This is a genomic window from Paraburkholderia sp. 22098 (assembly GCF_052045935.1).
Taxonomy (GTDB): domain Bacteria; phylum Pseudomonadota; class Gammaproteobacteria; order Burkholderiales; family Burkholderiaceae; genus Paraburkholderia; species Paraburkholderia caledonica.
In genome coordinates this window covers 492574-505707 of record NZ_JBQEPV010000003.1, presented here as the reverse complement: position 1 = coordinate 505707, position 13134 = coordinate 492574, and the positions used below count along the sequence as shown (strand labels likewise).

The following is a 13134-nucleotide window of genomic DNA, read 5'->3' as shown; positions in this document are numbered from 1 at the left end:
GGTTGGCGGCGCGCGTCAGGCGTCATCTTGGGAGCTGCGCACAATGCGTTCCGTCATCGCAGATTCACGGCGATTGGTAGTGAAAGTCGGCTCGAGCCTCGTCACGAATGACGGGCGCGGCCTCGATCATGCTGCGATCGGCCGTTGGGCTGCGCAGATTGCCGCACTGCGCGCGCAGAGCAAGGAAGTGGTGCTAGTCAGTTCGGGTGCCATCGCCGAAGGAATGCAGCGGCTCGGTTGGAGCAAGCGCCCGCGCGAGATCGACGAATTGCAGGCCGCCGCCGCTGTCGGCCAAATGGGCCTCGCGCAGGTCTACGAAAGCCGCTTCGCCGAACATTCGATTCAAACCGCACAAATCCTGCTGACTCATGCCGACCTTGCAGACCGCGAGCGCTATCTGAACGCGCGTTCCACGTTGCTGACGCTGCTGCGGCTCGGCGTGGTGCCGATCATCAACGAGAACGACACGGTCGTCACCGACGAAATCAAGTTCGGCGACAACGACACGCTGGGCGCACTGGTCGCGAATCTCATTGAGGGTGACGCGCTCATTATCCTCACTGATCAGCAAGGGCTTTTTACCGCCGATCCCCGGAAGGACCCGAACGCCACGCTCGTTCAGCAGGCAGATGCCGGGGCGCCGGACCTGGAAGCCATGGCTGGCGGCGCCGGCTCAAGCCTCGGTCGCGGCGGCATGCTCACCAAGATTCTGGCCGCAAAGCGCGCCGCTCATAGTGGCGCAAACACGGTGATCGCGAGCGGGCGCGAAGCGGACGTGCTGTCGCGGCTCGCGTCTGGCGAGGCGATCGGCACGCAGTTGATCGCTCGCACCGCGCGCATGGCGGCGCGCAAGCAATGGATGGCCGATCACTTGCAGGTGCGCGGCCATGTCGTGATCGACGACGGAGCCGTGGAGAAACTGACGGCAGGCGGAAAGAGCTTGCTGCCCATCGGCATTGTCGGCGTGCAGGGCGCCTTTGCTCGCGGCGAGGTGATCGCGTGCCTCAACGCAGCCGGCCGGGAAGTGGCGCGCGGCCTCACCAACTACAGCAGTGCGGAGACAAAACTGATCCAGCGGCGTCCGAGCGGCGAGATCGAATCAGTGCTCGGCTATATGCTGGAGCCCGAACTGATTCATCGCGACAACCTGGTGCTGGTTTGAGTAGCTAACCGGCTCACGCGCAACATGTGAAAAAGCCGTTCCGGCGAAGTGCAGGAACGGCTTTTTTTCTGGCGCGTCGGCGAAGCGTCAGTGAATCAACGAAGTCGCCGTGCGCTTATAGCGGATGTTTTCCACAATCGTCTTTGCGCTCCCCGTCGGGATCTTGTTCGCGCACAGATAATCCTGATACAGCGCCGCGTGATACGCGTTCAGCGCGCCATTCTCGATACGAGTGAAGTCGTTCGCGACTGTCCTGTCCCAATCGTCGTGATCCGCGTTCAGGCCGGCATACAGGCGCCATTCATAGGTGTCGCAGCGAATGCCTTCGTAGTTCACGTTGCGGGCGCCGCTCGGGCTCGTCACCACCACGGTATAGCGCACGACGCCGTCGGAGCCGACGGTCAGCGAGTTCTTGTCGATCGCGAAATGTAGCGGCGTATTGCCTGACACCTCGAAAGGCAGCAGGTTCGAGTCCTGCGGCAGCGGCGGCAAAGTCTCGACCTTGTTTTCGACCCAATTGCTCGGCCGGTCCAGCAAATAGGCAAAGGCGCTGTCGTCCTTGTTGGTGGCTTTGCCGGCGCTCGAACAGCCAGTCAGCAGGGCGCCGGTGGCGACGCACGCCACGACGAGAGCAAGTGCTTTCAATATGGTTTCCTCGAAAAAGCGGGCGCGGCTCAAGAAGCCGCGCCCGCATAGACGACATAGGCGACGTAGACGGCCGTGCAGAAGGTCAGTTGCGCACGCCGTGATGACGGAACATCGAACCCGCAGCCTCGCGAGCCGAGTCGTCGTCGAGTTCCGATACGGTGCCGGCCTCGTTCCCCGAGCCGGCAGCTTCGCCGCAATCGGACACGCTTGTCGTGTGAACCGAAGATTCGATTCTGACGGACGTAACCGTGGTCACCGTCATTACCGTGGAATCCGGCGGACTTTCCATTGACGACGCTATCCGGGGATAACGCGGCCCGTGGTGCCCGCTGGGTTTTTCCGCACGCGGCGCAGTGCGGCGCATGAAACGGGACAGCTCCGTCAGCGCCAACTGATAAACATCCCGCTTGAACTCGATCACACAGTCGAGCGGTACCCAATACTCGTTCCAGCGCCAGGCATCGAACTCCGGGTGGTCTGTGGCGCGCAAGCAGATGTCGCAATCGCGCCCTACCATTCGGAGCAAGAACCAGATTTGTTTCTGGCCGCGGTAGTGACCGCGTACCTCGCGCTTGATGAACTTGTCAGGCACCTCATAACGCAACCAGTCGCGCGTGCGACCAATCACCTTGACGTGCTCCGGAAGCAGACCGGTTTCTTCGTGTAACTCCCGATACATCGCTTGCACGGGGGTCTCTCCGTACTTGATGCCCCCCTGCGGAAACTGCCAGGAATGTTCACGGAGCCGTTTGCCCCAAAACACCTCGTTGTGCGCGTTCAAGAGGATGATGCCGACGTTCGGGCGAAAGCCTTCACGATCCAGCATACAACCACCTTCGAATCCTTTAAAATTGCTTTGATTATAAACAGATAACGGACCCGACGCACCGATTCGCACCAGATTGGAACGATTCGCCGCAAAAGGCCTGCTTTGCGGTAGCCTGTCCGTCTTTGCGTGCCTGATCCCTTGTGCGAAAGACTTTGCGCGGCGGCTTGTGCGCCCCGGCGGCGGCCCTTGCGCCGGAATGGCGAACCGGGCGGCCCCGGCCAGGCAGCCGTATCGATTTCCCCGTTTTTACCCTTTCGGGCGGTCCCTCCGGAGCCGCCGCTTTTGGAAAATCTGAATGAAAGCTTCCCGTTTCTTTATCGGCACCCTGAAAGAAGCTCCGGCCGACGCCGAGATCGTCAGTCACAAGCTCATGGTGCGTGCCGGCATGATCCGCCGCGTCGCCGGCGGCATCTATAACTACCTGCCGATCGGCTTGCGCTCGATCCGCAAGGTAGAAGCGATCGTGCGTGAGGAAATGAACCGGGCAGGCGCGATCGAACTGCTGATGCCGGCCGTGCAGCCGGCCGAACTGTGGCAGGAGTCGGGTCGCTGGGAAAAATACGGCCCTGAACTCCTTCGCTTCAAAGACCGCAAGCAATCAGACTTCGTGATTGGACCGACCCACGAAGAAGTGGTGACAGACATCGCGCGTGGGCAGATCAAGAGCTACCGTCAGCTGCCGGTCAACTTCTATCAGATCCAGACGAAGTTCCGCGACGAAATCCGTCCGCGTTTCGGAGTAATGCGCGGCCGCGAGTTCATCATGAAAGACGCGTACTCGTTCGATAAGGACGCCGCAGGCCTGCGCGAGTCATATCGCAAGATGTACGACGCGTACGTGCGCATTTTCACGCGCCTCGGTCTCGATTTCCGCGCGGTCGCGGCGGACAACGGTTCGATCGGCGGCAGCGGCTCGCATGAATTCCACGTGATCGCCGATACGGGTGAGGACGCCATCGCCTACTGCCCGACGTCCGACTTCGCTGCGAACGTCGAAGCGGCCGAAGCTTTGCCGCTCTACGCGCAGCGCGCGGCGCCCACCGAGCAGATGAAAAAGACGCCCACGCCGGGCAAGGCAAAGTGCGAGGCCGTCGCCGAGCTGCTGAACATTCCGCTCGAGCGCACCATCAAGTCGATCGTGCTCGCCACCGAAAACGAAGGCGCCGAGCCGACCATCTGGTTGCTGATGCTGCGCGGCGATCACGACCTGAACGAGATCAAGGCAAGCAAGTTGCCGGGCCTCGCCGATTTCCGCATGGCGACCGAGGCTGAGATCATCGAAACGTTCGGCACGCCGCCGGGCTATCTCGGTCCGCTCAACACAAAGAAGCCGGTGAAAGTCGTCGCGGACCGCACGGTCGCGAACATGAGCGACTTCGTGGTGGGATCGAACGAGGTGGACTACCACACCACGGGAGTGAACTGGGGCCGCGACCTGCCGGAACCGGTCGTTGCCGATATTCGCAACGTGAAAAAGGGTGATCCGTCGCCGGACGGCAAAGGCGTGATCGACATTTGCCGCGGCATCGAAGTCGGCCATGTGTTCCAGCTCGGCACCAAGTATTCGGAAGCAATGAACGCAACGTGCCTCGACGAAAACGGCAAGCCGCAGCCTATGGAAATGGGCTGCTACGGCATCGGCGTCACGCGTATTCTGGGCGCCGCGATCGAACAGAATTTCGACGACAAGGGCATCATCTGGCCGGAATCGATCGCGCCGTTCGAAGTCGTGCTGTGCCCCATGGGCTATGACCGCAGCGAGGCTGTGCGCGAGCAGGCCGACAAGCTCTACGCCGAACTGGTCGAAGCGGGAATCGACGTGATTCTCGACGATCGTGGCGAGCGCCCCGGCGTGATGTTCGCCGACTGGGAGCTGATCGGCGTGCCGCACCGTCTCGTGATCGGCGATCGTGGCCTGAAGGAAGGCAAGCTCGAATATCAGGGCCGCCGCGACGCGGAGGCGACCTTGCTGCCGGTCGATGAAGCCGCGCAAACGGTCATCGGGAAGGTTCGCGCGGCGCTGGCGCGTTAAGCGGGGCGGACGGTGGAGTACACCTTCCTGTCCGCGACCGTGCTGCTGATCCTGATCACTGACCCGCTCGGCAACATTCCGCTCTTCATCAGTTGTCTGCGCGGTGTGTCGCCGAAGCGGCGCACCGCGGTGATTCTGCGAGAAGTCGCGATCGCGTTTGCAATCCTGCTGGTGTTCATGGTCGTCGGCGACGCGTTTTTGCGCATGATGAGTCTCACCGACCAGTCGTTGCGCATCGGCGGCGGCATCGTGTTGTTTCTGATTGCGCTGCGTATGGTGTTCCCGCATCCAGACGGCCCTTTCGGCGGCGACGTGCGTGGCGGCGAGCCGTTGATCGTGCCGCTTGCCATTCCGGCGCTGGCAGGACCGTCGGCGCTGGCAACCGTGATGCTGCTGACGTCGCAGGCGCCCGGCAAGATGTTCGAGTGGATCGGCGCGCTGACCGTCACCATGATCGTCTGCGCTGTGGTGCTGATGCTGGCCGAGCGTATTCAGGCCTGGCTCGGCGAGCGAACCATGATGGCATTCGAACGGCTAATGGGACTCGTGCTGGTGGCGATTTCAGTGGAGATGATGCTTGGCGGTATCCGCGCGTTCGTGCATCAACTGTGAGTAACGTGCGGTGTCTGTCGAAGCGGCGATTGGCAACACGAGGACGGATCTCTAGCCGATTTAGCTGAGTGAAACCCGCAAGCAACGTTCGATGCACCAAAAAGCGGCCCAGCGGGCCGCTTTTTTTATCTCGTGATTTGCGCGCCGGGCGACTCAAGCGCCTTCAGTCAACGCGCGAATAGTCGGCAGGTTGCGCCAGTAGCCTTTGGCGTCCATGCCGCAGCCGAAAACATAGCGGTCCGGCACTTCGAAGCCGCAGTAATCGGGGCGCAGCGGCTTGGCTTTCGGAATGATCTTTTCGCACAGCACGGCGCTCAGGAAGCGCTTGGCGCCCATTGCGAGGATGCGGTCGCGGATCGCGGCCATCGTCTCGCCTTCGTCGAGGATGTCGTCGAGCACCAGCACCACGCGATCCTTCACCGACTCAGCCGGCGCCACGCGCCATTGCATCTCGTTGCCGCCCTTCGTGGTGTTGCGATAGCGGGTGAGGTGGATGTAGTCGAACTCGAGCGGGAAATCGAGGTGCGGCAACAGCATGCCGGTGAACACCGCGGCGCCGCCCATCACCGACAGCACGAGCGGAAAGTCCTCGCTCATTTCGTTGCGGATGGAGGTCGCCATGCCGCTGATCGACGCGTTGACCTCGTCGGCCGAAACGATTTCTTCGGAGTGGCTAAAAATGTGGAGAGCTTCTTCGCGGTTCATGACGTCTGGCGGGCGGTAACTGTATACATAGTGTGAGTGGGAACGCCCTGAAGGAAGTTCCCATGGTGACGGTGGCTGCGGGCCGGGTCGGCAACCCGCGCGCCGCCGTCTTGCTAAAGCTTAGCGCATGCCGGGCAACATGCCCTTCATGCCGCGCATCATCTTTTGCAGATTGCCGCCTTTCAGCTTTTTCATCATGGTGCGCATCTGATCGTACTGGTTCAGCATGCGGTTGACTTCCTGCACCTGCACGCCCGCACCCGCGGCGATGCGGCGCTTGCGCGTGGCCTTGATGAGATCCGGCTTGGCGCGCTCGAGCGGCGTCATGGAATTGATGATGCCTTCCATGCGGCGCATCTGCTTTTCAGCCTGGCTCATGTCGGCGCCGGCGGCGGCCTGCTGGAATTGCGCGGGCAGCTTGTCCATCAGCGAAGAGAGGCCGCCCATGCCCTTCATTTGCGTCAGTTGCGCGCGGAAATCGTTGAGGTCGAAGTCGCCGCCTTTCTTGACCTTATCGGCGAGCTTCTGCGCGGCTTGAACGTCCACGCCGCGTTGCGCTTCCTCGACGAGAGCGAGAATGTCGCCCATGCCAAGAATCCGGTTCGCCATACGATCCGGGTAGAAGACTTCAAGGCCGTCGAGCTTTTCCGCGACGCCGACGAACTTGATCGGCTTGCCCGTGACGTGCCGCACCGAGAGTGCGGCGCCACCGCGCGAGTCGCCGTCGAGCTTGGTGAGCACCACGCCGGTGAGCGGCAGCGCGTCGCTAAATGCTTTGGCGGTGTTGACCGCGTCCTGGCCGAGCATTGCATCGACGACGAACAGCGTTTCCGCCGGCTTCAACGTGGTGTGCAGCGCGGTGATTTCCTGCATCATCGCTTCGTCGATACCTAGACGGCCGGCCGTGTCGACCAGCAGCACGTCGTGATAATGACGCCTCGCCCAGTCGACCGCGGCACGCGCGATGTCCACCGGCTTCTGATCCGGTTCCGACGGGAAGAAGTCCGCGCCGACCTGCTCGGTCACCGTCTTCAACTGCGCGATAGCAGCGGGGCGATAGACGTCGCACGAAACAGTCAGAACCTTTTTCTTGTACTTCTCGCGCAGCAGCTTGGCGAGCTTGCCGACCGTGGTCGTTTTACCCGCGCCTTGCAGACCCGCCATCAGAATGACGGCCGGCGGCGTGACGGCGAGATTCAGCTCAGCGGCTTTGCCTTCGTAGTCGCCGCCGATCACGGCGGTCAGCTCGCGCTGCACGACGCCGACGAGCGCCTGACCTGGCGACAGACTGCTAATCACTTCTTCGCCGAGCGCCTTCTCTTTCACCTTGGCGATGAACTCGCGCACGACGGGCAGCGCCACGTCCGCCTCGAGCAGCGCCAGACGCACCTCGCGCAGCATTTCCTGGGTGTTCGCCTCGGTGAGCCGGGCTTCGCCGCGCAGCGTCTTGACGACGCGCGCCATCCGTTGAGTCAGATTGTCGAGCATGGGGAGCGATGAACAGTGCGGCCCCGGGCGAGCGCGAAGTGGAAGACGTCGCGGATCAGGGGCCTAGTGTAAACTTCGAATATGGATATTGTACTGTATGCCCTCACTGCGCTCCTGTACGGCGGACTCGCCGTAGCCGGCTGGCGCTCGCACCGGCACGCCGGGTCGCGCCCCATGCTGGAAAGCGTTCCGCCAATGCCGGCTGCCGCGACCACACAGGCACAGTCCGGATTCGCCGGCTCGGCAGCTTCGGGCATGAGTTCGTCCGGCCGCGCGTTGCTGTTCGTCGCGCTGCTCGCGCACGGCGTGCTGCTGCACACCACGATCTTCCCGCAGAACGCCATGGTGTTCGGCTTTGCGTTTGCACTGTCCGCCATGTTCTGGCTCGGCGCGGGCATCTACTGGATAGAAAGCTTCTTTTTTCCGCTCGACGGACTGCGTCTGCTGGTGTTGCCGCTCGCCTGCGTCGCCTCGTTATTGCCGCTCGCGTTCAACGGCGTGCGTGTGCTGCCGTATTCGGCCGCACCCATGTTCAAGCTGCACTTTCTGATCGCCAACATCGCCTATGGTCTGTTCGCGATCGCAGCGCTGCACGCCATTCTGATGCTGCTCGTCGAGCGGCGTCTTCATGCAATGCGCGGCGGAATCGCGCAACGGAACGTGGCTGCGGCAGGCAACGGTTGGCTCTCCAGCTGGCTCGACACGCTGCCGCCGTTGCTCACGCTCGAGAAGCTGCTGTTCCGTCTGATCGGCGCCGGTTTCGTGCTGCTCACGCTGACGCTCGTGTCGGGCATCCTGTTCAGCGAGCAACTGGTCGACCGCGCGCTGCGTCTCGATCACAAGACCGTGTTTGCGATTCTTTCGTGGGTCATGTTCGGCGCGCTTCTGACTGCGCGCAAGGTGTCCGGCTGGCGCGGCCGTGCTGCATTGCGCTGGGTGCTGGCGTCGTTCGTCGCGTTGCTGCTGGCGTACGTCGGAAGCCGTTTTGTTTTCGAGGTGCTGTTGCACCGTGCTGTAGTGTGAGCGTGCCCCATGCGACAAATTTTTCTGCTCATCATATTGTTCTTCGTCGGCCAGTGGCTCGTGAAGGCGCTGCGCCGTCATGACGCGCACACGGCACAACACACCGGCGCCGGCGGCGCGCGAGGCGCATCGGGCGCCGCCGGCAATGGCAACGGTGCCGCGCGTCCCGCACAACCGCCTCAACTCGCCGAGCCGATGATCCGTTGCGTCGAGTGCGGCGTGCATGCGCCCAAGAGCGACTCCGTGGTCGTTGCCGGGCAGCCGTTCTGCAGCGCCGCTCACGCGCGGCGGCACGGCGCACGACCCACGGGCCGCGACGCTCGATGAGCATCGCGTTCGCCGTCGACGCAGACGGTTGGGTTGCACAAGCGCGCAGGCTGCCATCGCCGAATTTCGAAGCACGGCCGCAAGGCGCGGTGCCGACTCTGATCGTGGTCCACAACATCAGCCTGCCGCCTAACCAGTTCGGCGGCACGGCGATCGCCGAACTGTTTCTCAATACGCTCGATTGTGACGCGCATCCCTATTACGAAGCGCATCTGCGCGGCGTGCGGGTGTCCGCCCATTTCGTGATTCATCGCGACGGCGCGCTCGAGCAGTTCGTGTCGTGCAATGAGCGCGCATGGCACGCAGGCCCATCGAACTTCTTCGGCCGTGAGCGTTGCAACGATTTCTCGATCGGCATCGAACTGGAAGGCAGTGACACGACTCCTTTTGAGGCGGCGCAATACCGCACGCTCGGCTCACTCGTCAGTGCGCTGACGGCTCGCTATCCGATCGAAGCGCTTGCCGGGCATTCCGACATTGCGCCCGGTCGCAAGACTGATCCAGGACCACATTTCGAGTGGGCGCGTCTGCAACGCGATACGTTGCTGGCGGATCGGTATTTCCCCTATCTCAAGTTTTCCAGAACGCTGTAACGGCACTTTGCGCGACGTCGCGCGTGAGCCGCAGAGCGAGGCTCTGCCTGCTTCTGCGGGTGGAGCGCTTCGCGCCGCGCGGTGCAAAAGTCAAGACTTCAAAAGCAAATAAAACCGTTTGACCTGTCTCGAATCTCCACTATACTTGGTGCCACAAATTCAGTTACGCACTAGATATTGTGTGTCCTGTGTATAACTGTGTGAATAACCGAGTGCATAACTACGTGCACAAGTCGCGGCGCCCCGCTCTTCGAGCACGGCGCCGCAAGCATTCCAGGCAGCGAAAAATAATCCTGCGGCGCAGCCGGACCTGACCAGCCGGCGGCAACCAAAAGCATCAGGAAAGGGGCTGAGAGTGATCGCGACACATACGACGAAGACCGTTTTCAATTCGAATCAGGCTTCATCGCAGTCGCATCCCGCCAGCCGCCCAGGCCGGTCTTTTTCCTGCACCTCCTCGCTTGCGCACGCGGCGGCGCAGCGTTCGTTTTAATCCGCGGCACTCGCCGCAACATTTCCAGGACCAGGAGCTTTGCACATGCAAACCACCGACAACGTGACGACCCGGTATGAGGGATCACCGACTGGCCAGGCGTTCGGCCAGGCACAAGGCACTCAAGCGCTCGCGCCGCAAGCGACGTACGCCGACTACAAGGTGATCCGTCGTAATGGCAGCGTGGTGTCGTTCGAACCGTCGAAGATCGCCATCGCCGTGACGAAGGCATTTCTCGCCGTCAACGGTGGTCAAGGCGCGGCGTCGGCGCGTGTGCGTGAACTGGTCGAGCAACTGACGCAGAACGTGGTGCGCGCGCTGCTGCGCAGCCGTCCGAACGGCGGCACGTTCCATATCGAAGACATTCAGGATCAGGTCGAACTCGCGCTGATGCGCGGCGGCGAGCACAACGTCGCACGTGCGTACGTGCTGTATCGCGAAAAGCGCACGCAGGCGCGCGCTCATGACGATCACGCTGCCGCCGGCACGCCGGGCCTCACGGTCACGGACAACGGCGTCACGCGTCCGCTCGACCTCGCTGCACTGCGCGGCATTATCGAGTCCGCTTGCGCGAACCTGGGTGACGCGGTGAGCGCGGAGCCGATCGTCGCGGAAACGGTGAAGAATCTGTACGACGGCGTGCCGATGAGCCAGGTCTACGACTCGGCGATTCTGGCTGCACGTACGATGATCGAAAAAGACCCGGCCTACAGCCAGGTCACCGCTCGCATCCTGCTGCACACCATCCGCCGCGAGATTCTCGAAGAAGAGGTCACGCAGGCCGAAATGGGCGAGCGTTACGCCGAGTACTTTCCGCAATTCATCAAGCGCGGCGTGCAAGCCGAGCTGCTCGACGACAAGCTGCTGCAGTTCGACCTGAAGCGCCTGGGTGCCGCGCTCGACAACAATCGCGATCTGCAATTCGGCTATCTCGGTCTGCAGACGCTCTATGACCGTTACTTCCTGCACCACGACGGCGTGCGTATCGAAATGCCTCAGGCATTCTTTATGCGTGTCGCAATGGGCCTGTCGCTGAACGAGATCGACCGCGAAGCGCGCGCGATCGAGTTTTACAACGTGCTGTCGAGCTTCGACTTCATGTCGTCCACGCCGACGCTGTTCAACTCGGGCACGCGCCGCTCGCAGCTGTCGTCGTGCTACCTGACCACGGTCGACGACGACCTGGACGGCATCTACGAAGCACTGAAGGAAAACGCGCTGCTCTCGAAGTTTGCCGGCGGTCTCGGCAACGACTGGACGCGTGTGCGTGCGCTCGGCTCGCACATCAAGGGCACCAATGGCAAGTCGCAAGGCGTGGTGCCGTTCCTGAAGGTCGTCAACGACACGGCTGTCGCCGTGAACCAGGGCGGCAAGCGCAAGGGCGCAGTGTGCGCGTACCTGGAAACGTGGCACCTGGACATTGAAGAGTTCCTCGAGCTGCGCAAGAACACCGGCGACGACCGTCGTCGCACGCACGACATGAACACGGCGAACTGGATTCCCGACCTGTTCATGAAGCGCGTGATGGAAGGCGGCGACTGGACGCTGTTCTCGCCGTCCACCTGCCCGGACCTGCACGACAAGTTCGGCGCCGAGTTCGAAGCGGCTTACACGGCTTACGAAGACAAGGTCGCGCGCGGCGAGATCAAGCTGTTCAAGAAGGTGCCCGCGGCGCAACTGTGGCGCAAGATGCTCGGCATGCTGTTCGAAACCGGCCACCCGTGGATCACGTTCAAGGATCCGTGCAATGTGCGTTCGCCGCAACAGCACGTCGGCGTCGTCCACTCGTCGAACCTTTGCACGGAAATCACGCTGAACACGAGCGACTCGGAAATCGCGGTCTGCAACCTGGGCTCGGTGAACCTCGTCGCGCATCTGAAGGAGCAGGCCGACGGCACGCTCGCGCTCGACCACGACAAGCTCAAGCGCACGGTCAGCGTTGCAATGCGCATGCTCGACAACGTGATCGACATCAACTATTACGCAGTTGCCAAGGCGCGTAACTCGAACCTGAAGCACCGTCCGGTCGGCATGGGCATCATGGGCTTCCAGGACTGCCTGCATCTGCTGCGCACGCCGTACGCGTCGGAAGAAGCGGTCAAGTTCGCCGACACGTCGATGGAAGCGGTCTGCTACTACGCTTACTACGCGTCGACCGAACTGGCGCAGGAACGCGGCCGCTACTCCAGCTACCGCGGCTCGCTGTGGGATCGCGGCATCCTCCCGCAAGACTCGGTCAAGCTGCTGGCCGACGCGCGTGGCGGCTATGTCGAAGTCGATTCGAGCGAGTCGATGGACTGGACGGAACTGCGCGAGCGCATCGCCACGTACGGCATGCGCAACTCGAACTGCATCGCGATCGCGCCGACGGCGACGATCTCGAACATCATCGGCGTGTCGGCTTGTATCGAACCGACGTTCCAGAACCTGTATGTGAAGTCGAACCTGTCGGGCGAGTTCACGGTGGTCAACGACTACCTGGTGCGTGACCTGAAGGCGCGCGGCCTGTGGGACGAAGTGATGGTCGCCGACCTGAAGTACTTCGACGGCACGCTCTCGCGCATCGACCGTATCCCGGCCGACCTGCGCGCGATCTACGCGACCGCGTTCGAAGTCGATCCGAAGTGGCTCGTCGAAGCGGCGTCGCGCCGTCAGAAGTGGATCGACCAGGCGCAGTCGCTGAACATCTACATGGGCGGCGCATCCGGTAAGAAGCTCGACGAGATCTACAAGCTTGCATGGGTGCGCGGTCTGAAGACCACGTACTACCTCCGCACGATGGCGGCAACGCACGTCGAGAAGTCGACGGTCGCTCACGGCGCGCTCAACGCAGTGAGCTCGGGCGGCGGTGAAGGCACGGGTGGTGTCGGCGGTGGCGCGGCAGGCGGTTTCGGCGCGAGCGGCGGTGCCGGTGGTGCACTCGGCAATGGCGGCGGCCTTCAGGCAGCAACGGCAGCAACAGCGGCAGTCGCAGTGGAAGCGGCGCCCGAAGCAGACGGTCCCGTCTGCATGATGCGTCCGGGCGACCCTGGCTTCGACGAATGCGAGGCTTGCCAGTAAGCGTCAAGCAGTAAGCGGGTTCGTTGCTTGCTGACGGGTTCCAGGTAAAGACCCGCATGCAGCGATCAACGAACCTGATAGAGATGAAGCAGATATAAACCGACGAGCGGTGCGGCAAGCAAGATAGACGAAGTCAGCGAGGCCGCACCGCTCATCGACGCA

Annotated in this window: 11 protein-coding genes; 7 read left to right on the top strand and 4 right to left on the bottom strand. The window is 62.3% G+C overall.

The window, feature by feature from the left end; translation table 11 throughout:
• Positions 1–43 precede the first annotated feature (43 nt).
• Positions 44–1162: a glutamate 5-kinase gene (gene proB / locus ACTJLB_RS08960; protein WP_027779645.1), complete on the top strand. Its 1119-nt coding sequence runs from the start codon at positions 44–46 to the stop codon at positions 1160–1162.
• Positions 1163–1249: 87 nt separating this feature from the next.
• Here proB and ACTJLB_RS08955 read toward each other — a convergent pair whose 3' ends face one another.
• Both ACTJLB_RS08955 and ACTJLB_RS08950 read right to left on the bottom strand, forming a co-directional pair.
• Entirely contained in the window at positions 1250–1807 is a 558-nt protein-coding gene (locus ACTJLB_RS08955; RefSeq protein ID WP_087751775.1) for a CNP1-like family protein, read from the bottom strand.
• Positions 1808–1892: 85 nt separating this feature from the next.
• Positions 1893–2636, bottom strand: a complete 744-nt coding sequence (locus ACTJLB_RS08950; protein ID WP_440783048.1) for an RNA pyrophosphohydrolase — start codon at positions 2634–2636, stop codon at positions 1893–1895.
• Between the two features lie 298 nt (positions 2637–2934).
• Between ACTJLB_RS08950 and ACTJLB_RS08945 the strand changes: the two genes are divergently transcribed.
• Complete coding sequence (locus ACTJLB_RS08945; protein ID WP_020071247.1) at positions 2935–4671, top strand: proline--tRNA ligase; 1737 nt, start codon at positions 2935–2937, stop codon at positions 4669–4671.
• A 12-nt stretch (positions 4672–4683) separates the two neighbouring features.
• A complete protein-coding gene (locus ACTJLB_RS08940; protein ID WP_020071248.1) occupies positions 4684–5283 on the top strand; it encodes a MarC family protein in 600 nt (199 codons plus the stop codon).
• Between the two features lie 153 nt (positions 5284–5436).
• Here ACTJLB_RS08940 and ACTJLB_RS08935 read toward each other — a convergent pair whose 3' ends face one another.
• Together ACTJLB_RS08935 and ffh are read right to left on the bottom strand one after the other, a co-directional pair.
• On the bottom strand, positions 5437–5988 hold the full coding sequence (locus ACTJLB_RS08935; RefSeq protein ID WP_020071249.1) for a hypoxanthine-guanine phosphoribosyltransferase: 552 nt from the start codon (positions 5986–5988) through the stop codon (positions 5437–5439).
• A 120-nt stretch (positions 5989–6108) separates the two neighbouring features.
• On the bottom strand, positions 6109–7476 hold the full coding sequence (ffh, locus tag ACTJLB_RS08930; protein ID WP_020071250.1) for a signal recognition particle protein: 1368 nt from the start codon (positions 7474–7476) through the stop codon (positions 6109–6111).
• Between the two features lie 81 nt (positions 7477–7557).
• Between ffh and ACTJLB_RS08925 the strand changes: the two genes are divergently transcribed.
• From ACTJLB_RS08925 to ACTJLB_RS08910, 4 genes are all read left to right on the top strand, one after another.
• Entirely contained in the window at positions 7558–8499 is a 942-nt protein-coding gene (locus ACTJLB_RS08925; RefSeq protein WP_440783046.1) for a cytochrome C assembly family protein, read from the top strand.
• Between the two features lie 9 nt (positions 8500–8508).
• The gene (locus ACTJLB_RS08920; RefSeq protein WP_440783045.1) at positions 8509–8826 is read left to right on the top strand and encodes a PP0621 family protein; all 318 of its coding nucleotides are present in this window, start codon (positions 8509–8511) and stop codon (positions 8824–8826) included.
• Positions 8823–9419 carry a 1,6-anhydro-N-acetylmuramyl-L-alanine amidase AmpD gene (gene ampD / locus ACTJLB_RS08915; RefSeq protein WP_204522459.1) on the top strand — a complete coding sequence of 199 codons (597 nt, stop codon included), beginning with the start codon at positions 8823–8825 and terminating at the stop codon, positions 9417–9419. The genes ACTJLB_RS08920 and ampD overlap by 4 nt, the downstream gene beginning before the upstream one ends.
• A 538-nt stretch (positions 9420–9957) precedes the next feature.
• A complete protein-coding gene (locus ACTJLB_RS08910) occupies positions 9958–12972 on the top strand; it encodes a ribonucleoside-diphosphate reductase subunit alpha (protein WP_408476454.1) in 3015 nt (1004 codons plus the stop codon).
• The last annotated feature ends 162 nt before the right edge of the window (positions 12973–13134 follow it).